Source organism: Frankia sp. BMG5.60, assembly GCF_059428125.1.
This window is the reverse complement of the sequence record NZ_CM182091.1, coordinates 5,768,075-5,787,505: the sequence shown is the minus strand read 5'-3', so window position 1 is coordinate 5,787,505 and position 19,431 is coordinate 5,768,075. Positions and strand designations below refer to the sequence as shown.

16 protein-coding genes are annotated in these 19,431 nt (G+C 75.0%); 8 read left to right on the top strand and 8 right to left on the bottom strand.

The features are described from left to right. The first annotated feature begins 7 nt into the window (after window positions 1-7). On the top strand, window positions 8-1,195 hold the full coding sequence (locus tag AC5R91_RS23720) for a MerR family transcriptional regulator (protein WP_495393528.1): 1,188 nt from the start codon (window positions 8-10) through the stop codon (window positions 1,193-1,195). A 35-nt stretch (window positions 1,196-1,230) separates the two neighbouring features. Here AC5R91_RS23720 and AC5R91_RS23715 read toward each other — a convergent pair whose 3' ends face one another. Continuing rightward, window positions 1,231-4,794, bottom strand: coding sequence for an ATP-dependent helicase (locus AC5R91_RS23715; RefSeq protein WP_495393527.1), 3,564 nt, complete (start codon window positions 4,792-4,794; stop codon window positions 1,231-1,233). Then, window positions 4,791-8,174 carry an ATP-dependent helicase gene (locus AC5R91_RS23710; protein ID WP_495393526.1) on the bottom strand — a complete coding sequence of 1,128 codons (3,384 nt, stop codon included), beginning with the start codon at window positions 8,172-8,174 and terminating at the stop codon, window positions 4,791-4,793. The genes AC5R91_RS23715 and AC5R91_RS23710 overlap by 4 nt, the downstream gene beginning before the upstream one ends. A 126-nt stretch (window positions 8,175-8,300) precedes the next feature. Here AC5R91_RS23710 and AC5R91_RS23705 point away from each other — a divergent pair, with 126 nt between their 5' ends. Then, the gene (locus AC5R91_RS23705; protein WP_495393525.1) at window positions 8,301-9,050 is read left to right on the top strand and encodes an SDR family NAD(P)-dependent oxidoreductase; all 750 of its coding nucleotides are present in this window, start codon (window positions 8,301-8,303) and stop codon (window positions 9,048-9,050) included. A gap of 177 nt (window positions 9,051-9,227) precedes the next feature. On the opposite strand, the gene AC5R91_RS23700 is transcribed toward AC5R91_RS23705, so the two are convergent. Further along, window positions 9,228-9,584: an MGMT family protein gene (locus AC5R91_RS23700; RefSeq protein ID WP_495398039.1), complete on the bottom strand. Its 357-nt coding sequence runs from the start codon at window positions 9,582-9,584 to the stop codon at window positions 9,228-9,230. Window positions 9,585-9,622: 38 nt separating this feature from the next. After that, the gene (moeZ, locus tag AC5R91_RS23695) at window positions 9,623-10,795 is read right to left on the bottom strand and encodes an adenylyltransferase/sulfurtransferase MoeZ (RefSeq protein ID WP_495393524.1); all 1,173 of its coding nucleotides are present in this window, start codon (window positions 10,793-10,795) and stop codon (window positions 9,623-9,625) included. Between the two features lie 205 nt (window positions 10,796-11,000). Between moeZ and AC5R91_RS23690 the strand changes: the two genes are divergently transcribed. After that, window positions 11,001-11,204, top strand: a complete 204-nt coding sequence (locus AC5R91_RS23690) for a CsbD family protein (RefSeq protein WP_495393523.1) — start codon at window positions 11,001-11,003, stop codon at window positions 11,202-11,204. 61 nt (window positions 11,205-11,265) lie between these two features. Here AC5R91_RS23690 and ku read toward each other — a convergent pair whose 3' ends face one another. After that, a complete protein-coding gene (ku, locus tag AC5R91_RS23685) occupies window positions 11,266-12,486 on the bottom strand; it encodes a non-homologous end joining protein Ku (protein ID WP_495393522.1) in 1,221 nt (406 codons plus the stop codon). A 222-nt stretch (window positions 12,487-12,708) separates the two neighbouring features. Here ku and ligD point away from each other — a divergent pair, with 222 nt between their 5' ends. The 4 genes from ligD to AC5R91_RS23665 all read left to right on the top strand — a co-directional run bounded on the left by ligD (window position 12,709) and on the right by AC5R91_RS23665 (window position 15,202). Continuing rightward, window positions 12,709-13,644 carry a non-homologous end-joining DNA ligase gene (gene ligD, locus AC5R91_RS23680; RefSeq protein ID WP_495393521.1) on the top strand — a complete coding sequence of 312 codons (936 nt, stop codon included), beginning with the start codon at window positions 12,709-12,711 and terminating at the stop codon, window positions 13,642-13,644. 110 nt (window positions 13,645-13,754) lie between these two features. Further along, on the top strand, window positions 13,755-13,955 hold the full coding sequence (locus AC5R91_RS23675) for an Rv3202a family protein (protein WP_495393520.1): 201 nt from the start codon (window positions 13,755-13,757) through the stop codon (window positions 13,953-13,955). Window positions 13,956-14,107: 152 nt separating this feature from the next. Beyond that, window positions 14,108-14,842, top strand: a complete 735-nt coding sequence (locus AC5R91_RS23670) for a TetR/AcrR family transcriptional regulator (protein WP_495393519.1) — start codon at window positions 14,108-14,110, stop codon at window positions 14,840-14,842. A 135-nt stretch (window positions 14,843-14,977) separates the two neighbouring features. After that, window positions 14,978-15,202: a DUF3107 domain-containing protein gene (locus AC5R91_RS23665; protein ID WP_044888299.1), complete on the top strand. Its 225-nt coding sequence runs from the start codon at window positions 14,978-14,980 to the stop codon at window positions 15,200-15,202. A 95-nt stretch (window positions 15,203-15,297) separates the two neighbouring features. Here AC5R91_RS23665 and AC5R91_RS23660 read toward each other — a convergent pair whose 3' ends face one another. Next, complete coding sequence (locus tag AC5R91_RS23660; RefSeq protein ID WP_495393518.1) at window positions 15,298-15,990, bottom strand: ferritin-like fold-containing protein; 693 nt, start codon at window positions 15,988-15,990, stop codon at window positions 15,298-15,300. Window positions 15,991-16,403: 413 nt separating this feature from the next. Here AC5R91_RS23660 and AC5R91_RS23655 point away from each other — a divergent pair, with 413 nt between their 5' ends. Further along, window positions 16,404-18,005, top strand: a complete 1,602-nt coding sequence (locus AC5R91_RS23655; protein WP_495393516.1) for a DEAD/DEAH box helicase — start codon at window positions 16,404-16,406, stop codon at window positions 18,003-18,005. 88 nt (window positions 18,006-18,093) lie between these two features. Here AC5R91_RS23655 and AC5R91_RS23650 read toward each other — a convergent pair whose 3' ends face one another. Both AC5R91_RS23650 and AC5R91_RS23645 read right to left on the bottom strand, forming a co-directional pair. Continuing rightward, window positions 18,094-18,480 carry a hypothetical protein gene (locus tag AC5R91_RS23650; protein ID WP_495393515.1) on the bottom strand — a complete coding sequence of 129 codons (387 nt, stop codon included), beginning with the start codon at window positions 18,478-18,480 and terminating at the stop codon, window positions 18,094-18,096. Next, window positions 18,477-19,421 (bottom strand): ParA family protein, encoded by a 945-nt coding sequence (locus tag AC5R91_RS23645; RefSeq protein ID WP_495393514.1) that lies wholly within the window; start codon window positions 19,419-19,421, stop codon window positions 18,477-18,479. Before AC5R91_RS23645 ends, AC5R91_RS23650 begins: the two co-directional genes overlap by 4 nt. Between the last annotated feature and the right edge of the window lie 10 nt (window positions 19,422-19,431).

Here is a 19,431-nt window from a genome sequence, read left to right as displayed (position 1 = left end):
GGTGGCGATGGCTCTGCTGACGATCGGGGAGTTCTCCCGGCTGAGCCGGTTGTCCCCGAAGGCGCTTCGGCTCTACGACGAGCTCGGGTTACTCCGTCCGCAGCAGGTCGACGCGGTGACGGGCTACCGCCGCTACGCGCCGGAGCAGCTCGACCAGGCCCGGCTGGTGGCCTGGTTGCGCCGGCTCGGGATGCCGCTCGCGCGCATCCGGCGGGTCCGCGAACTCGACGGGCTCGCCGCGGCCCGCGAGGTGGGCGCGTTCTGGGCCGAGACCGAGGCCGACACCGCCGCCCGCCGCGACCTGGCCGCCGTCCTCGTCGAACACCTGTCTCGAAAGGCTGTCGACATGCCCGACCCGCACCCGCTCACCCCGACCGCAGCCACAACCGCGACCCCCGCACCCGCCACACCCACACCCACACCCACACCCACACCCACCGATCTTCCCAGCGCCCTGTTGACGTTGCGACACGCCGCGTTGACGGACCGGGGCCTCGTCCGGCCGAGCAACCAGGATGCGGTGCACGCCGGCTCCACCGTGCTCGCCGTCGCCGACGGCTTCGGTGCCGGCGGCGCCGCGGCCGGTGCCGCAGCCGTCGACGCCGTGGCCAGGCTGGAGGCCGCCCCCGTGCCGCCCGGGGAACTGCTCGGCTTCCTCGCCGACGCGGTCGCGCGGGCGAACCGGGCCGTCCGGGAGCTTGTCGACCCCGGGCCCGACCCGGACCCCGAGGCCGCCGCAGCGCACGCGGTCGGGACGACGCTGACCGCCCTGCTGTGGACCGGCTCGGCCCTGGCGCTCGTCCACATCGGCGACTCGCGGGCCTACCTGCTGCGCGGCGGCGAGCTGCGGCAGATCACCCACGATCACACGTTCGTCCGGTCGATGGTCGAGGACGGGCGCCTTCGCCCGGAGGAGGCGGCGACCCACCCGCAGCGGCTGCTCCTGCTGCGCGCGCTGGACGGCAGCGCGGCGACCTTCCCCGACATCGGGCTGCGCGAAGTGCGCCGCGGCGACCGCTACCTGCTGTGCTCCGACGGGCTGTCCGGTGCGGTGCCGGCGGCGGGGCTGCGCCGGGTGCTGGTGACGGCGGCCGAGCCGGAGCAGGCGGTCCGCGAGCTCGTCGCCCTGGCGAACGGCTCCGGCGGCGTGGACAACGTCAGTTGCGTGGTGGCCGACGTCGTCCCGGCCGGCTAGGGCGCCGAGGCCGCATCCGCGGGCCGGGCGCGCGCCTATCCGTGCTCGGGGGCGGCGAGCAGCGCGGCGAGTGCGTCCTCGGTGACCAGGGGCGGGCGAACGACGGCGCCGGTGCGGACATAGAGGAAGGCGGCGTCGACGGCGCTCGGGTCGATGCCGCGCAAACGGGCCCAGGCGAGCCGGTAGACGGCGAGTTGGAGCTCGTCGGCGGGCGACTGGCCGGTCTTCCAGTCGATCACCTCCCACCGGCCGTCGCCGAGGTCGTAGACGGCGTCGATGCGGCCGCGCACGATCCGCCCGGCGAGGGGGAGCTCGAAGGCCTCCTCGATCGCGGCGGGCCGGCGCGAGCCGTACGGAGTCCGCAGGAACGCCTCCTGCAGCGAGCGCAGGTCGTCGTCGGTGAGCTCGGCGTCCTGAGCACCGGGCAGGTCCTCGGCGTCGATCAGCGCCCGGTGGTCGAACAGTTCCTCCACCCAGGTGTGGAAGCGGCTGCCGCGGCGGGCCGCCGCGACCGGCTGACGCGGCAGCGGGCGGACGAGCTCCCGGGCGAACGCCGCCGGATCGGCCTGGAGCCGGACGATCTCGGATGCGGTGAGGTTCGCCGGCATCGGCACGTCGAGCTTCGGGACGCGGGCGGCCCGCTCCTCGGCGAGCAGCAGCTCCGCCTCGCGGTCGAGCTCGGCCAGCAGCGCCCGCTCGGCCGCGGTCAGCCCTGGCGGGTCGACGCCGCCCAGAACCGCCGACGCACCCTCGGGAGAGGGCGTCGGTGGCGGTGGAGGGGCGGGGGCCGGCGGGACGTCGGCGCCGAGCGGGGGCGGGATGAGCGCCGCCTCGAGCCGGGCGAGGACGTCGCGGGCCGCCTCGACGCGGCGGGCGAACGGCTCGGGTTCGTAGGGGATCGGCCAGGCGAACTGGCGGGGGGTGGCGAGGGCCGGGTTCGACTTCTCCTCGGGCCGCAGGGCCCAGGCGTCGACCCGCCCGCCGCCGCCGCGGGCGTGCTCGGCGAGCTCCGTCAGGAAGACCGACGCTCCGCGCGGGCGCTTCTGCGCCGGCCCCCACCAGTGCCCGCTGGCGAACAGCAGCGACTTTGCCCGGGTCACCGCGACGTAGGCGAGCCGGCGTTCCTCCCGCTCGGCGTAGGCGCGGACCTCGGCCGTGAAGGCGTCGAGGTCCGCCTTCTGGTCGGAGACCTCGAAGGCGGGCAGGTCCGCCGCGTCGCCGCGCAGCGGCACGGGCAGCACGCCGGGCGAGGTCGTCCACTGATCCCGGACGGTGACGTCGGGGAAGACCCGCTCGCTGAGGTTCGGCACGGCGACGACCTCCCATTCCAGGCCCTTGGAGCGGTGCATCGTCATCAGGGCGATCGCGTCCGCCCCGGACGGGCCGGTGACGTCGAGGCCCCGCTCGTGCTCCCGGGCGGCGCGCAGGAAGCCGAGGAAGGCGTGCAGGGAGGTCGTCCCGTCCGGGTCGGTGAAGTCGGCGGCCACGTCGAGGAAGGCCGCGACGTTCTCCTGGCGGCGGGCGCGCACGGCCGCCTCGGTCGCGGTGAGCTCGACGTCCAGCCCGATCGTGGCGACGACACGGTGCAGCAGGTCGAGCAGGCCCTCGCCGACGTGGGCGCGCAGCTCGGCGATCTCGGCGGCCAGCCGGCGCACCCGCAGACGGCCCTCGGCGGACATCTCCGGGCCGGGGTCGTCGAGGACGTCGGAGATGGCGACCACGTCCGCCGGATCGACGTCGGCCACCGCCGCGGCCAGCGGATCGGCGCGCCCTGGCGGGTCCGGCTCGGCGTCGGCGGGCGGCGAGCCGACGCCCGAGGCATTGCCGGGGCGGGGAGCGGGCACTCCTCGGGCAGGTCCCGGATCGGCAGGTCCCGGATCGGCGGGACCGCGGTCGGCGGCGAGCGGGAGGTCGGCGGCGGGCGGGGGGAGGCGGACGGCCTCGCGGGCGTGGCGGCCGAGCGCGGCGAGGTCGCGGGCGCCGAGGCGCACCCGCGGGCCGGTGAGCAGGCGGACGAGCGCGGCGTTCGCCGTGGGGGCGTCGAGGACCTCCAGCACCGCGACGATCTCGGCAACCTCCGGCACGGTGAGCAGGCCGGTCAGCCCGACGACCTCGACCGGGAGCCCGACGGCCTGCAACGCGGTCAGCAGCGGCGGAATGTCCCCACGGGCCCGGACGAGGACGGCGATGTCGCCGGGGCCGGTGCCCGCGTCGACCACCGCGCGCAGCCGGCCCGCGATCCAGGCCACCTCGTCGGCCCAGCTCCGGTGCAGGGCCACAACCGTCTCGCCGCGGTCGGCGACGTCGGCCCGCGGACGCAGCTCGACGACCCGGTGGCGCGCGCGCAACTGGGCCGCCACCACGTTGGCGAGGTCGAGCAGCCGGCCACCGCTGCGCTGGTTCACCGACAGCTCGTAGACGCCGGCCGGCCGGCCGTCGGCGCGCGGGAAGTGGGTCGGGAAGTGGTCGAGGTTCGCCACCGACGCCCCCCGCCAGCCGTAGATCGCCTGGCACGGGTCGCCGACGGCGGTGACCGGATGGCCACCGCCGAACAGGCCGGTGAGCATGCGGCGCTGGGCGACCGAGGTGTCCTGGTACTCGTCGAGCAGGACGACGGCGGCCCGGGCCCGCTCGGCACGGCCGACCTCCGGCATCGTCTCGGCGAGACGGGCCGCGTAGGTGACCTGGTCGCCGAAGTCCAGCACGTCCCGCTCGCGGCGGGCGGCCCGGTAGTCGGCGACGAGCGCGGCGAGCTCCGAGCGGCCTCGGGCGGCGGCCGCGAACCGGCGCAGCCGCTCCTGCACGCCCTTGGTGCCCCGCCGACCGCCGGCGGCGTCCAGGGCGGCCAGCACCTCCTCGAGGAAGGCGGTGTCGAACCCGACAAGCTTCGCCGGGTCGATGAGGTGCTCGCTCATCTCGGCGTCGAGCGCGACCAGCTCGCCGACGACGGCTCCCAGCGACCGGGTCAGCGCCTGCACCGGGCCGCCGTAGGCACGGGCGACCCGCGCGGCGAGCTGGTAGCGCGCCGCCCCGGACAGGAGCTGGATGTCCGGTTCGAGACCGAGACGCAGCGCGTTGTCGACGACGAGCCGCCCGGCGAAGGCGTGGTAGGTGGCGACGGTGGGCTCGCCGTCCACCTCGGCGTCGCCAGCCGGTCCGGGCGCGCCCGACCAGCCGCCGGGGTCGGCGGCGCCCGCCTTGCGCAGCGCCAGGCGCACCCGACCGGCCAGTTCCCCGGCCGCCTTGGTGGTGAACGTCAGCCCGAGCACCTGCTCCGCGCGCACCTGGCGGGTCGCGACGAGCCAGACCACCCGGGCCGCCATCACCGAGGTCTTCCCGGAGCCGGCGCCGGCGACGATCACCCCCGGTTCCAACGGGGCGGTCGCGGCGGCGATCTGCTCGTCGGTGTACGGGACCTCGAGCAGGTCGCGCAGGTCCTCCGGGTCGAGCCGGGGACCGGCGGGAGCGCCGTCGGGGTCGCCGCCCGGATCGCCGCCGAACCCGGGCAGGAACGGCTGGCGCGACGCCGCCGTCCCGCCGGCTCCCGGGTGGCCCCGGCCACCCGCCGGGCGAGGATGACCGGATCCGGCCGCGTTCAATCGATCACCTGCCGTCCCTCGGGGCGGGCGGGGCAGCTCGTCTGGAACGTGCACATCGTGCAGTGCTCGCCCGGGGTCGGTCGGAACGCCTCCGCGTCGATGGTGCGCACCGCCTCGCCGAGGACATCGTCCATCCAGGTGGGTCCCTCGGCGGGCAGGGCCTCCTGCGCCTGGACCTCGGGCGGGCCGGGCGCCTCGCCGGGCAGGCGTGGCCCGGCGCCGGCGCCCCCGGCGTCGCGGCGGAGCTGGACGAGCTCGGCGCCGCCGGGCACCGCGGGGTCCGCCGAGGCGGGGCCGGCGGCGGCGATCGCCGGGTCCAGCGCGCCGGCCCGCACGGCGAGCTGGTAGCTGCCGAGCTGCGGGTGGGTGGCGAGCTCGGCGCGGCCGGGCGCGGTCCGGCCGGTCTTGAAGTCGATGACGTGCACCCGGCCGGCGTCGTCGAGCTCCAGCCGGTCGATGAACCCGCGCAGCATCACCTCGCGCCCCGCGACGTGAAGCCGGCAGGTGAACCGGACCTCCGCGTCGACGACCCGGCGCCCTCGCTCGCCGGCGTGCCAGGCCAGGAAGCGGGCCAGCGCCTCCCGGGCGGCGGCCCGCTCCTGGTCGCTGCGCCAGCGGGCCTCGTAGTCGAGATGCCGCCAGACGGTGTCGAGCCGGGCGTCGAGGGCGGCGAGGTCCGCCGGGGTGCGCCCGGTGGTGACCTCGTCGGCGAGGGCGTGCACCACCTTGCCGAAGCCCTGCGCGGTGGAGGCGACGGTGACCGCGTGCGCCTCGTGCTCCAGGAACCACCGCAGCGAGCAGGTGCCGATGCTCGACAGCGACGAGCCGGACAGCCGCAGGGGCGCACCCGGCGCGACGACCGGCACGTCGGAGTCGGTCACGTCGAGCAGCCCCCACCAGGTGGTCGGGTGCGCGGCGGGGACGAGCGGGCGGTGGGCGTCGTCGCGGGCGGCGGCGAGGGCGGCGAGGCGGCGGCGGGCGGCGGCGCGCAGGGCCGGGCTGGACGTCGGCTCGGTCGCCAGCCGGCGCAGCGTCGCGACGAGGCCGACGAGGGTCAACGGCCGGGCCGGGCGGCCGGGGACGTTCTCGACGGCGACGCCGAGCTCGTCGAGCAACCGGCTGGGCAGGCTGCCATCGTCGTCCGGGCTGTTGACGGCGGTCACCAGCAGGCGCCGCCGGGCCCGGGTGAGCGCGACGTAGAACAGCCGGCGTTCGTCGGCGAGCAGATCCTGGCGGGTCAGCGGCGGGCGCAGGCCGCCGCGGGCCGGCGCGTCGAGCTGCTCGGCGCCAAGCAGCGAATGCCGCTCCCGCAGGTCCGGCCAGATCCCGTCCTGGACCCCGCAGACGGCGACCACGTCCCACTCCAGGCCCTTGGCGCGGTGCGCGGTCAGCAGCCGCACGCCGCGGCGGCGGGCGTCCTCCCCCACCGGCGCGATGGCGTCGGCGGCGATCTGCTGGCGGCCCAGCTCGTCGACCAGCGAGGCGCTGCCGGTGCCGGGCCCGCGCCGCTGGGCGAGGCGGGCGACGGCGTCGAACAGGGCCACCACCGCGTCGAGGTCGCGGTCGGCCGCGCGCCCCGCCGCCCCGCCGGCCGTCGACGCCGCCACCAGCTCCCGCTGCCAGCCGCTGGCGGACCACAGCGCCCACAGCGCCTGCTCGGGCGAGCCGGAAGGCTCCCGCAGCGCCCGGCGGGCCGCGACGAGCAGGTCGCCGACCCGGCGGGCGGGCCGGGCGATTGGGTCTGCGACGCGCACCAGCCAGCGGTCGGGATCTGCGACGGCCCGGCGGACCAGCTCGGCCGACGCGGCGGGCTGCCCGGCACCGGCGTCACGATCGCCGGCGCCGGTGTCGCGATCGAAGGCACGCAGCGCGCGGCCCAGCTCGCGCAGGCCCGCCGGGTCCGCGCCGCCGAGCGGGGAGGTGAGCAGGGTGCGGGCGGCATCGGCGGTGAGCGCACCGGTGGGGTCGTCCGCGCAGCGCAGCGCCAGCAGCAGCAGCGCCGCGGCCGGTTCCTGCGCGACGGGCAGGTCGTCGCCGTCCACGCTGACCGGCACGCCCGCGGCGGTCAGGACCCGGCGCAGCCGAGCGATCCGGTCCGCGGTGCGGACGAGGACCGCCATCGCGGGCCAGGGGGTGCCGTTCTCCAGGTGCTCACGGCGCAACAGGTCGGCGACGGCCTCCGCCTCCGCGCCGGCACTCGGGTAGGTGCGGGCCTGGACCCGGCCCGCGCCGAGGTCGGTGCGCCCGATCAGGTCGCGGTGTGCCCGGATCTCGGCCACCGGGAGCCCGGCGGCCGGGATCCGCCGGGCCACGTGCCGGCTCGCCTGCAGCGGGGCGGGCGCCATCCGCCGGCCGGTGCGCAGCGCGACGATCGGCGCGCCGGCACCGCGTCCAGGCGCGCCGAATCGCTGGGGGAAGTCGAGCAGGCCGGCGACCTCCGCCCCGCGGAAGGCGTAGATGGACTGGTCGGGATCGCCGAACACGACCAGGTCGCGCCCGCCGCCGGCGATCGCGCGCAGCAGCCGCTCCTGCGCCGGGTCGGTGTCCTGGTACTCGTCGACGAAGACGTGCCGGTAGCGGGCGCGCAGCGCCTCGCCCGCCTCGGCGCCCTCGGCGACGACGACGGCCCGGTGCACCAGGTCGGCGTAGTCGAGCGCGCCCTCGAAGCCGAACACGTCGAGGTACATCTCGTAGAACTCGGCGAGGGCGGCCCAGTCCGGCCGGTCGGTGCGCCGGGCGAGCTGGGCCAGGCCCACCGGCTCCAGGCCGACCTCGCGGGCCCGCGCCAGCAGCGCCCGCACCTCCTCGGTGAAGCCGCGGGTGCCCAGGGCGCGGGCGAGCTGCGGCGGCCAGACGGGGCGGCCGTCCTCGCGCGAGCCCTCGATGAGCTCGCGCAGCCGGGTGTCCCGCTCCGGGCCCGACAGCAGCCGGAACCCGCCCTGCGGCGCCGGCCGATCATGCGCCCGCAGCAGCGCCAGGCACCAGGCGTGGAAGGTCCACGCCCCCGGACCACCCCCGGAGCCGCCCCCGCCCCCGGAGCCGCCCCCGCCCCCGGAGCCGCCTCTGCCCCCGGAGCCGCCGGGGCCCAACCGGGCGGTGATCCGCTCCCGCAGCTCGCCCGCGGCCCGGCGGCTGAAGGTGAGGACCAGGATCGACCGCGGGTCCGCCCCGGCCTCGATCCGGGCGGCGACCGCCTCGACCAGCGTGGCCGTCTTGCCCGTGCCCGGGCCGGCGAGCACCAGCAGCGGGCCGCCCGGGTGCTCGATGACCCGGCGCTGCGCCGCGTCGGCGACGAACGGGCGCGGCGGCGCGACCGGCGTCGGGACGAGCCGGTGGCCGGTGGGCGCGGCGGGCGCGGCGGGGGCAGGTGCGGCAACCACCCCGACAGCACATCACGCGGGTCCGACAGCCTCGCGCCGGCTCCCGACCACGCCACGCCGCGCGGGGGTGGGCCGGGGGTGACGTCACGTGCACGCGCGGGCCGGAGCGTGGCACTGTCATGGCTCATGACCGAATGCAGCGGCAAGGTCGCGCTGGTGACCGGGGCGGGATCCGGCATCGGCGCCGCCTGCGCCCGCCGGCTGGCGAGCGCGGGCGCCCAGGTTGTCGTCACCGATCGCCACCCGGACGGTGTCAAGGAGGTGGCGGCGCTGATCGAACGGGACGGCGGGGCGGCGATCGCGCTGGAGGCCGACGTCACCGATCCCGACGCGCTCGAACGGGCGGTGCAGGCCGCCGTCGGCACCTTCGGGCGACTCGATCTGGCGGTGAACAACGCCGGCGTCACCGCCGGGCGCGAGCCGGTCGGGACCACTCCCGCCGAGGACTGGCAGCGGGTGCTCGACGTCAACCTGTCCGGGGTCTTCTACAGCATGCGCGCCGAGATCACGGCGATGCTGCACGGCGGCGACGGCGGCTCGATCGTCAACATGGCCTCGGTGTTCGGCACGGTCGGCTTCGCCGGGTCCGCGCCGTACGTCGCCGCGAAGCACGGCGTGATCGGGCTGACCAAGACCGCGGCCCTGGAGTACGCGACGCGGCGGATCCGGGTCAACGCGGTCGCGCCCGGCTTCGTCGACACGCCGCTGCTGCACGTCGACGGCCGCCGCCAGCGCGGCGCGGCGCTGCTGGCGCCGATGAACCGGCTCGGCACCGCCGAGGAGGTCGCCGAGGTGGCCGTGTTCCTGCTGTCCGACCGGGCGTCGCTGGTGACCGGCAGCGTCTACCTCGCCGACGGCGGCCTGTCCGCCCGCTAGAACCGCGGCGGATGCGTGGGAAAGCGCCGCCATGGTTCTTCTGTAGGGCTCGGCGTCCGATTTATCCCTACAGGAGACAGGTCGGGCCGCTCCCCTACACACCGCCTCGCGGGGCGGGCCCGCCGCCGCGGACGGGGCCCCGGCTCTGGAGGGGAGTCACAGGGGGCGCGCGGCTGGTCAGGGCGGCGGCGCGGGGGTGCCGTCCCAGCGGGCGGCGGCGAGGTCGACCCGCTCGCCGTTCGCTGACAGCGGGGTGCGCTCGGCGGCGAGCCGGCGCAGCGCCTCGGCCGGCGCGGCCGGGTTCGGCTCGCCGGTCGAGCGGATGACCCGGTGCCACGGCAGGTCGTCGTCCGCGTAGCGGGACAGCGCCGCACCGACCGTCCGGCCGGTGCCCGCGCCGACGTACTCGGCGACGTCGCCGTAGGTCATCACCTTGCCCGCCGGGATCCGGGCGACGGCGGCGAGCACCTCGGCCGCGTGCGGGCTCGGCTCGTCCCCGCCGAGGCGGATCCGGGTGCCGAGCCCGGCGGACAGGCTCGCCGGCGGTGCGTCGCGGCGGGCGCGGGGACGGCTCAGTAGACCGGCAGGGACTTGTCGACCTGGGTGGCCCAGGCCGTCACGCCGCCCTGGACGTGCACGGCCGAGGAGAACCCGGCGCCCTTGAGCGTCGCGAGCGCCTCGGCGGAGCGCACCCCGGACTTGCAGTAGACGACCACGCGCCGGTCCTGGGGCAGCTCGGCCAGGTGGGCCGGCAGGTCGCCCTTCGGAATCAGCCGGGCGCCGGGAATCCGGACGATCTCCCACTCGGCCGGCTCGCGGACGTCGACCAGCTCGATCGGCTCGCCGCCGTCCAGCCAGCCCTTGAGCTCGCTCGCGGTGATCGTCGAGCCGGCGGCCGCGAGCTGGGCCTCCTCGGAGACGACGCCACAGAACGCCTCGTAGTCGATCAGCTCGGTGATCGACGGGTTCTTCCCGCAGAGCGGGCACTCCGGGTCCTTGCGGACCTTGATCGACCGGTAGGTCATCTCGAGGGCGTCGTAGACCATCAGCCGGCCGACCAGCGGGTCGCCGATCCCGGTCAACAGCTTGATCGCCTCGGTGGTCTGGATGGACGCGATCGAGGCGCACAGCACGCCGAGCACGCCGCCCTCGGCGCAGGACGGGACCATCCCGGGGGGCGGGGGCTCTGGGTAGAGGCAGCGGTAGCACGGACCGTGATCCGCCCAGAAGACGCTGGCCTGGCCGTCGAACCGGTAGATGGAGCCCCAGACGTACGGCTTGCCGAGCAGGACAGCCGCGTCGTTGACCAGGTACCGGGTGGCGAAGTTGTCGGTCCCGTCGACGATCAGGTCGTACTGGCTGAAGATCTCCATCACGTTGGAGGTGTCCAGGCGGGTCTCGTGCAGGACCACGTTGACGTACGGGTTGATGTTGAGGACCGAGTCCCGCGCCGACTCGGCCTTCGACCGGCCGACGTCGGACTGGCCGTGGATGATCTGGCGCTGCAGGTTCGACTCGTCGACGGTGTCGAACTCCACGATGCCGAGCGTTCCGACGCCCGCGGCCGCCAGGTACATCAGGGTCGGCGAGCCGAGCCCGCCGGCGCCGACCGCCAGCACCCTGGCGTTCTTCAGCCGCTTCTGGCCGTCCATGGCGACATCCGGGATGATCAGATGCCTGGAGTACCGGCGAACCTCGTCGACGGTCAGGCCCTCGGCGGGGTCGACCAGGGGCGGAAGGGACACGCTTGCTCCTCGCGTTCGGTGTCGTTCTTCGACGATGCCACAACGGCGCGTGGCCTCGTCGGGAATGAGTCATCCCGCGCCGGGTCCGCGTGCGCCCGCTGCCGCTTCGGCTCGCGGACCTCGCCCGGAACGACTCCCATTGGTGCAGCGCCTGGCACCCCCGGCGTGTTCCCCGGACCCCGCTGGGTACACCGACGATGACCTGATGACCACACCCCGTGGGGAGTTGAGTGCGGTGTCCTTCGTTGACAAGGTCAAGAACAAGGTGGACGAGCTGCGAGGACGGGGCAAGGAGACGGCCGGGAAGGCCACCGACAACCGGGACCTGCGGGCCGAGGGCCGGGGCGAGCGCGGCGTCGCCGACCTGCGCGACGCCGGCGAGAAGGCCAAGGACGCCTTCCGCCGCTAGCCCCCGACCCCGCCCGCGGCCGCCAGCCTCGGCTGGCCACGCAGACGCCCACCCGGCCCGATCAGGCTGAGCGCCGGGTGGGCGCGGCGGTGCGCGGGGGCGCCGCCTTCGACTTCGCCGCACCCTTGGCAGCCGCACCTCTGGTGGCAGCCGCACCTCTGGCGGCCGCGTCCTTGACGCCCGCGCCCTTCCCGGCCGTGTTGTTGGCGGAAGTGCTCTTGGCGGAAGTGCTCCTGGCAGACGAGCCCTTGGCGGCCGTGCCCTTGGCTGGCGCCGTCTTGGCAGACGTGATTTTGGCTGGTGCGGCCTCGGCTGGTGCGGCCTCGGCTGGTGCGGCCTCGGCTGGTGCGGCCTCGGCTGGTGCGGCCTCGGCTGGTGCGGCCTCGGCTGGTGCGGCCTCGGCTGGTGCGGCCTTCGGCGGCACGGCCTTCGGCGCCGCGCCCCTCGCCTTCGGCGGGGCCTTCTCGTCGGCGGGCGCGGCGGCGCCGGCCCCTTCGGCCCCGTCCGGGTGGTCCCGGCGGGCGGCGGCGATACTCGCACGCAGCGCGGCCATCAGGTCCCCGACCGGCTCCTGCTGCGGGCTGGCTGGCGGGCTGACCACCTCACGGCCGGCGATCTTGGCGTCGATCACCGACTGCAGCGCCTCCCGGTACTCGTCGGTGAACCGGGTGGGATCGAAGTCGGCGGCGAGGGTTGCGATCAGCGAGGCGGCCATCGCCAGCTCCTGCGGGCGCACCTCGACGTCCTCGTCCAGGAACGGGAAGTCCGGCTCGCGCACCTCGTCCGGCCAGATCATCGTCTCCAGGACGAAGACGCCGTCGCGCACCCGGAGCGTCGCGAGCTGCTCGCGCTGACGCAGAGCTATCTTCACCAGCGCGACGCGGCCCGATTCGGCGAGCGCGTCGCGCAACAGGACGTAGGGTTTCGCGCCGGTGCGGTCCGGTTCGATGTAGTAGCTCTTGGCGAAGTAGATCGGGTCGACCTGCTCCAGCGGGACGAACTCCAGCACATCGATCGCCCGGGAGGTGGACAACGGCAGGTTCGCGAAGTCCTCGTCGGTGAGCACGACGGTCTGACCGTCCGGCAGCTCGTAGCCCTTGGCGATGTCGGCGTAGTTGACCTCGTCCCCGTCGGCCTCCGCCACCCGGCGATACCGCACGCGGGAGCCATCCGAGCGCCTGACCTGGTGAAATGCAACATCCCGCTCCTGCGTCGCGGAGTAGAGCCGGACCGGGATCGACACCAGGCCGAAGGAGATCACACCCTTCCAGATCGAACGCATGTTCGCCCCTCACGTCGACTACCCACCATGGTGACCCACCGGACGCCCACGAGTAAGCCAGATGAGGGAAACGCCCAAAGTTATCAGCAGACGCGACCCTGAGCATGGCGGATCGCGAGCGGGACACCGCGCGGCCGACGCCGGGTTGCCACCGTCGGCACCGGCCGGAAGGGGTGAGGGCGTGCCCGGGACAGCGACGGGAACGGCGGGAACGGTGCCGGGATGAGCGACGCTGTTCACCAGACGACGGTCGAGGTCGACGGCCGGCAGCTACGGCTGTCCAACCTGGACAAGGTCCTCTACCCGGCCACCGGCTTCACGAAGGCCCAGGTCATCGACTACTACCACCGGATCAGCGAGGTCGCCGTGCCGCACCTGGCGGACCGGCCGCTGACCGTCGTCCGCTTCCCGAACGGTGTCGCGGAGTCGAGTTTCTTCACCAAGAACGCGCCCTCGCACCGGCCCGACTGGACCACCACCGCGCGACTGCCCTCGCCCGGGTCGACGAAGGACCGTTCGACGATCGACTACCTCGTCGCCACCGACCGCGCCACCCTGGTGTGGCTGGCCAACCTCGCGGCGCTCGAACTGCACACCCCGATGTGGCGGATCTCGACCGGGCTGCCCGACCTCGTCATCGCCGACCTGGACCCGGGCGCGCCGGCCACGGTGGTCGACTGCGCCCGGGTGGCCCTGCTGCTGCGCGAGGTTCTGCCCGAGCCGCTGTGCGTGAAGACCAGCGGGTCCAAGGGCCTGCAGGTATATGGACGGGTGACCGACAGGCGGACCGCCATGCAGGTCCGGGCGGACATGCGCGCGGTGGCCACCCGGCTGGAACGCGAACATCCCGACCTCGTCGTCGCGAACATGCGCAAGGATCTGCGCGGCGGCCGGGTGCTGCTCGACTGGTCGCAGAACAACCCGGCCAAGACGACAGTGAGCGTCTACTCGCTGCGCGGGCGGGAACGCCCCACCGTCTCCACCCCGGTGACCTGGGCGGAGGTCCGCGACTGCCGGCACCCCGAGGATCTGACCTTCACCGCGGACGAAGTGCTGCGGCGGGTCGCCGAGCACGGGGACCTGTTCGCTCCCCTGCACACGGACCCGTCCGGCGGCGGGCGATCGGCCCGACCGGGCGGGTCGGATGGTTCCGCGTGAGACGGCCCGATCCCGGGCACATCGCGATCCGGACCCGGCCCGGGTTCCGGACCGAATCCGGCGCCCGCCGCGGCGGGCAGCCACCCCGACGAGCGCAGGAGGACGTCCCCATGGGAGTTCCCACCGATCTGCCGGCCTCCGGCCTTCCCCTGGAGGCGCCGGACGCCGACTCGGCCGAGCAGGCACGGGAGGTGCGCCCGCCGGCGGGCGCACCTCCCGTGCTCCCCGCGCCGCCGAGTGAGGCCGACGAGTTCGACGTCGTCGAGCAGAGCATCGTCGTCGAGACCGACGAGGACGACTACGACCGCTGACCCCGCCGCCCGGCCTTCGCCATACCGGACGCCGGGCCGGCTCGCTGTGCGACAGTGGGCCGGCCCCGGGGCCCGGTGATCGCGTTCCGGTGCCCCCCGCCGCGCCGGTGTCCGCGGGTAGGGTTTGACCACATCGACCAGGAGGTGCGCCGGTGACCGCCGAGCCAGCCTCGCCCGGCACGCGCCCGGGACGCACTCCCCGGCTACCCCGCACCGCCCGCCGCTTCCAGCTCCTCGGAGCCGCCCGCGAGGTCTTCGTCGCCCAGGGCTACCACGCCGCCGCGATGGACGAGATCGCCGAGCGGGCGGGCGTCAGCAAGCCGGTGCTCTACCAGCACTTCCCGGGCAAGCTGGAGCTGTACCTCGCGCTGCTCGACGAGCACACCACCCAGCTCGTCACGAGCGTGCAGGAGGCGCTCGCGTCGACCACCGACAACCACGCGCGCATCGCGCGTTCGGTGCGCGCGTACTTCGACTTCGTCAACGATCCGTCCGGGGCCCACCAGCTCGTGCTGGAGTCCGACCTGCGCAGCGTGCCCGCGGTTCGCCAGCGCATCGAGACCGCGTTCGCCCAGTGCGTGCGTTCCATCGCGGCGACCATCGTCGCCGACACCGGGCTGACCCAGGACGAGGCCGACCTGCTCGCCGTCGGGCTGGTGGGGCTCGCCGAGACGGCCTCCCGGTGGTGGCTGGTCCGCGGCGGCACCGTGGCGAAGGAGCGGGCCATCGAGTCGATGGTGGAGCTGGCCTGGCGCGGCATCGGCGGGTACCCCCGTCAGGACCACCACGACGACCAGCACGTCGACCTCCACCAGGACCACCGCGATCCCCGCGCCGACCCGCAGGACCCTCGGCCCACGCGCGAGGGGCCGCGGACGGACCGGTGAGCGCCGGGTGTGCCGGGAGCGAACACGCCGTTCCCGTCCCGGTGGAGAAGTCCCGGAAGCCATAGTGTGGGCGGTGATCCAACCTCGGCGGCGGGTGTCCGCCGGCGGTAGGTCCGACGAAGGCGGAGGTCATCGGTGGAGGTCAAGATCGGCGTGCGGCAGGTCAGCCGGGAACTGGTGCTGGAGAGCGACCAGTCGGCGGAGGCCCTCGCCGCGTTGGTGGGAGAGGCAGTCAAGGCCGACAACGGCGTGCTGACCCTCACCGACGACAAGGGTCGGCAGGTGGTGGTTCCGGTCGCGTCCCTGGCCTACGTGGAGATCGCCGCCGGCGGGCCGCGGCGCGTGGGTTTCGGCGGTTGATCGAAGGCTGATCGCGAGCTCGGCGTGCCGTGCGGCCTGTCCGCCCGGCACGCCCGGCAGGCGATCAGGCGGACACGCGATGAGGGGTCGGGTGATCAGGCCGACAGGCCCAGGGCCGCCATCCGGCGGCCGTGCGCGGCCATGAGGCGGTTGAAGATCGCCGCCAGCGCGTCCAGGTCGCCGACCCCGACCAGCAGGCCGGTCAGCGCGTCCCGGTCGACCCCCACCCGCTGCGCCTGGGTGAGCGCCTCGCCGACCAACCGGCGGGCCCACAGCGCGAGGCGGCCGGCGACCGTCGGGTTGGCCTCGATCGCCGCCCGCACCCGGTCCACCGCGAACGCGGCGTGGCCGGTGTCGTCGAGCACATTCAGCACCAGTTCCCGCGACGGCGAGGGCAGTCGCGCGGCGATCTCGCGGTAGAAGTCGGCCGCGATGTTGTCGCCCACGTACGCCTTGACCAGGCTCTCCAACCAGTCGGCCGGGGCGGTCGAGTTGTGGAACGCGGTCAGCGGGCCGATGAACGGCGCCATCGCGTGCTCGCGGTCGACGCCGAGCCGATCCAGTTCCCCGCAGATGGCCTGAAAGTGGGAGAACTCGGCGGCAGCCATGGCCGCGAGGGCGATCTTGTCACCGAGAGTCGGGGACATCCGCGCGTCAGTGGCCATCCGCTCGAAGGCGGTCAGCTCGCCGTAGGCGAGCAGGCCCAGCAGGTCGACGGTCGCCTGGTCCGGCTGGCCCGCCAGGTCCGGTCCGGGCGCGTCGGTCAGCGGGGAGGATGTCTGCGTCACAGGCGCGATTCTGGCACCTGCCGCCGTCGCTGTCGGCAAACCTCGGCCAAGGAGCCCCCACTCGGCGTACACACCAGCTATGCTAGGTCGTAGCCAGAGGTCATTATGTCACCTCGGCTGTCGCGTAGCAGGCGTCGCCTCGTCACCTGTGCACCCAGAGTAGCCACCTATGGCGCCGGGGCACATGGACTTCGGGTCGCGGGCGCCGCGCGGCTCACCGCGAGCGGGTTCAGCGTAGACACCGCTCAGAGAAGACCAGGAGCGTCCCGCTGTCCGTCACAGCCGCAGCACCCTCGGATGATCTACCCACCTCCCAACCCCTGACCGACACGCCCGCAACACCGGCCGCGCCCACCTTCGCCGACCTCGGGGTTCGCCCCGAGACGGTCGAGGCGCTGACCGAAGCGGGCATTGTGCATGCTTTTCCCATCCAGGAGCTGACGCTTCCGCTCGCCCTGGCCCGCAACGACATCATCGGTCAGGCCCGTACCGGCACCGGCAAGACCCTCGCCTTCGGCATCCCCGTAGTCCAGACGGTGCTGGCGGCGAAGGAGGGCGCCGACGGGCGGCCGCAGGCCCTCATCGTCGTGCCGACCCGGGAACTGTGCGTCCAGGTGACGTCCGACGTCACCCGCGCCGGCGCGGGCCGCGGCCTTCGGGTGCTGTCCGTCTACGGCGGCCGCGCCTACGAGCCGCAGCTCACCGCGCTGCGCGCCGGTGTCGACATCGTCGTCGGCACGCCGGGCCGGCTGCTCGACCTCGCCCGGCAGCGGGTGCTCGACCTCGCCGGCGTGCGCACGCTGGTGCTCGACGAGGCCGACGAGATGCTCGACCTTGGCTTCCTGCCCGACGTCGAGCGCATCATGGCGCAGCTCCCGACCAGCCGGCAGACCATGCTGTTCTCCGCGACCATGCCCGGCCCGGTCATCTCGCTGGCCCGGCGGTTCATGCAGCGGCCGGTGCACGTCCGCGCCGAGCAGCCGGACGAGACGCGCACGGTGCCGACCACGCACCAGCACGTCTTCCGCGCCCACGCGCTGGACAAGATGGAGGTGCTCGCCCGCGTCCTGCAGGCGGGTGGCCGCGGGCTCGCGATGGTGTTCGTGCGCACTCGCCGCACCGCGGACAAGGTCGCCGAGGACCTGGACAAGCGCGGGTTCGCCGCCGCCGCCGTGCACGGCGACCTCGGGCAGGGCCAGCGCGAGCAGGCGCTGCGCGCGTTCCGGGCCGGCAAGGTCGACGTCCTCGTCGCCACCGACGTGGCTGCCCGCGGCATCGACATCAGCGGCGTCACCCACGTGGTGAACTACCAGTGCCCCGAGGACGAGAACGTCTACCTGCACCGGATCGGCCGCACCGGCCGTGCCGGCGAGAGCGGCGTCGCCGTCACGTTCGTCGACTGGGACGACCTGCCCCGGTGGACGCTGGTGAACAAGGCGCTCGCGCTGCCGTTCGAGGGCCCGCTCGAGACCTACTCCACCTCGCCGCACCTGTACGAGGCGCTCGGCATCCCGACCGAGGCCAAGGGCACCCTTCCGCACGCCGCGCGCACCCGCGCCGGGCTCGACGCGGAGGACCTCGAGGACCTCGGCGAGTCCCGTCGTGGTGGGCGCCGCGGGGCGCGTTCCGGGCGCGAGGCGTCCCCGGCGGACAACCTGCCGGTGCCGGCCCGCACCCGTACCCGTCGCCGCACCCGCGGTGGTGGCGCCGCGGCCGCCGCGACCGGCCTGACCATCGCCGCCGACGGCAGCGAGCAGGACGACCCGGCGGGCACGGCACCGGGCCTGGATCTGGACCTCGACCTCGACACCTCTGACGGCACCGCCGACACCGCGCACGTCGTCTCGGCGCTGTCCCCGGAGGCGGCCGGCGAGCCGGTCCGCCGTCGCCGTCGCCGCCGCGGCAACCGTGGGCGCGGCTCCGGTGCGGCCACCGAGCTCACGGAGGCCGACGGCGACGCGATCAGCTCGATCGGCGCGCTCGACGACGAGTCTCCGCGGGCCGAGTCCGCCTGACCGGACGGACCGCCAGCCCGCTCATCCCGTCCAACGCCGGCCCGCGTGGCCCCCTGGCCCGGCGTTGGGACTCCCCCGCGGGAGCTGCTCAGCCCGCCGGCCGCAGGTGCAGCCCGAGGCGCACCCAGCTCATCCGCCGGCAGGTCGGGCAGCGCAGCAACGAGGGATGCCGCGGGCGCACCAGCGGCAGGTGGACGCTGGGGGTGAGAATCCGCAGCGCCTGCCACGCACCGAGCAGGCTCGTCTGCCCGCAACGGGAACACTCGACGCGCAGGCTCGTGTTCGGCGGGGTCGTCGGCCGCAGCCCGCTGTACAGCGCGCGCTTGCCGTGCGCGTCCCGTCCCACCGCCGGGCCCGACGGGGTCGGCGTCACCACCGGTGGTCGGGAACCGCGCGGGCGCAGCCGGTCGAACCCGGCGGAGGCGCGCTGCTGGGCGCGCGGCGACCGCGACGGGCCGCTCGGCCCCACACTCACCCCCGGGCTCCATTGACCCCGACCGGCACCTGTCCGACCCGAACCGCTTCGAGTGCCCCCGCCTCAAGGGCCCCCGCCTCAAGGGGCACCGGCTCAAGGGGCACCGGCTCAAGGGGCACCGGCTCGAGCGCCACAGCCTCGGGGGGCACAGCCTCGGGGGGCTCGGCCCTGAGCGGCCCGGTTCCGACCGTCACGGCGATGGCCCGGGCATGCGCCCGATAGGCCTCGGCGCCCTTGGAGCGCCGCGCCGTCGACAGGATCGACCGGCCCGTGCCCGGCGCCTCGGCGAACCGCACGGAGCGGGCGATCGGCGGCGTGAGCACGGCGATGTCGTACCGCGCGGAGACGTCGGCGAGCACGGCCCGGCAGTGCGCCGTCCGCCCGTCGAACAGCGTCGGCAGGACGCCGCGGACCCCGAGGCCCGGATTCGTCAGCCGCTGCACGTCGTGCACCGTGTCGAGGAGCTGGCCGACGCCGCGGTGCGACAGCGTCTCGCACTGCAGCGGCACGATCACCTCGTCGGCGGCGGTGAGCCCGTTGATGGTGAGCACGCCCAGCGACGGCGGGCAGTCGACGAGCACGAAGTCGTAGGCGTCGATCACCTCGGCGAGGGCGAGCCGCAGCGCGTGCTCGCGGCCGGTGCGCGACAGCAGCACCGCCTCGCAACCGGCCAGCTCGATCGTCGCGGGCAGCAGGTCCATGCCGTCGGAGGTCCTGGCGATCACGATGCCCGCGGAGAGCCGACCGAGGAGCACGTCGTGCACGGACAGCTCGAGGGTGTCGGGATCCAGGCCGAGCGAGAAGGTCAGGCACGCCTGTGGGTCGAGATCCACCAGCAGGACGCGGTGACCCAGCTCGCTCAGCGCGGCGCCGAGGCTGGACACGGAGGTCGTCTTGGCGACGCCACCCTTCTGGTTCGCTACCGCAAGTACGTGTGCCACACCAATCAGT

What these genes read in the sequence shown, in the direction of transcription:
- AC5R91_RS23720 (WP_495393528.1), top strand. Translation starts at nt 8, where the DNA reads ATGGCTCTGCTGACGATCGGGGAGTTCTCCCGGCTGAGCCGGTTGTCC.
- AC5R91_RS23705 (WP_495393525.1), top strand. Translation starts at nt 8,301, where the DNA reads ATGACCGAATGCAGCGGCAAGGTCGCGCTGGTGACCGGGGCGGGATCC.
- AC5R91_RS23690 (WP_495393523.1), top strand. Translation starts at nt 11,001, where the DNA reads ATGACCACACCCCGTGGGGAGTTGAGTGCGGTGTCCTTCGTTGACAAG.
- ku (WP_495393522.1), bottom strand. Translation starts at nt 12,486, where the DNA reads ATGCGTTCGATCTGGAAGGGTGTGATCTCCTTCGGCCTGGTGTCGATC.
- ligD (WP_495393521.1), top strand. Translation starts at nt 12,709, where the DNA reads ATGAGCGACGCTGTTCACCAGACGACGGTCGAGGTCGACGGCCGGCAG.
- AC5R91_RS23675 (WP_495393520.1), top strand. Translation starts at nt 13,755, where the DNA reads ATGGGAGTTCCCACCGATCTGCCGGCCTCCGGCCTTCCCCTGGAGGCG.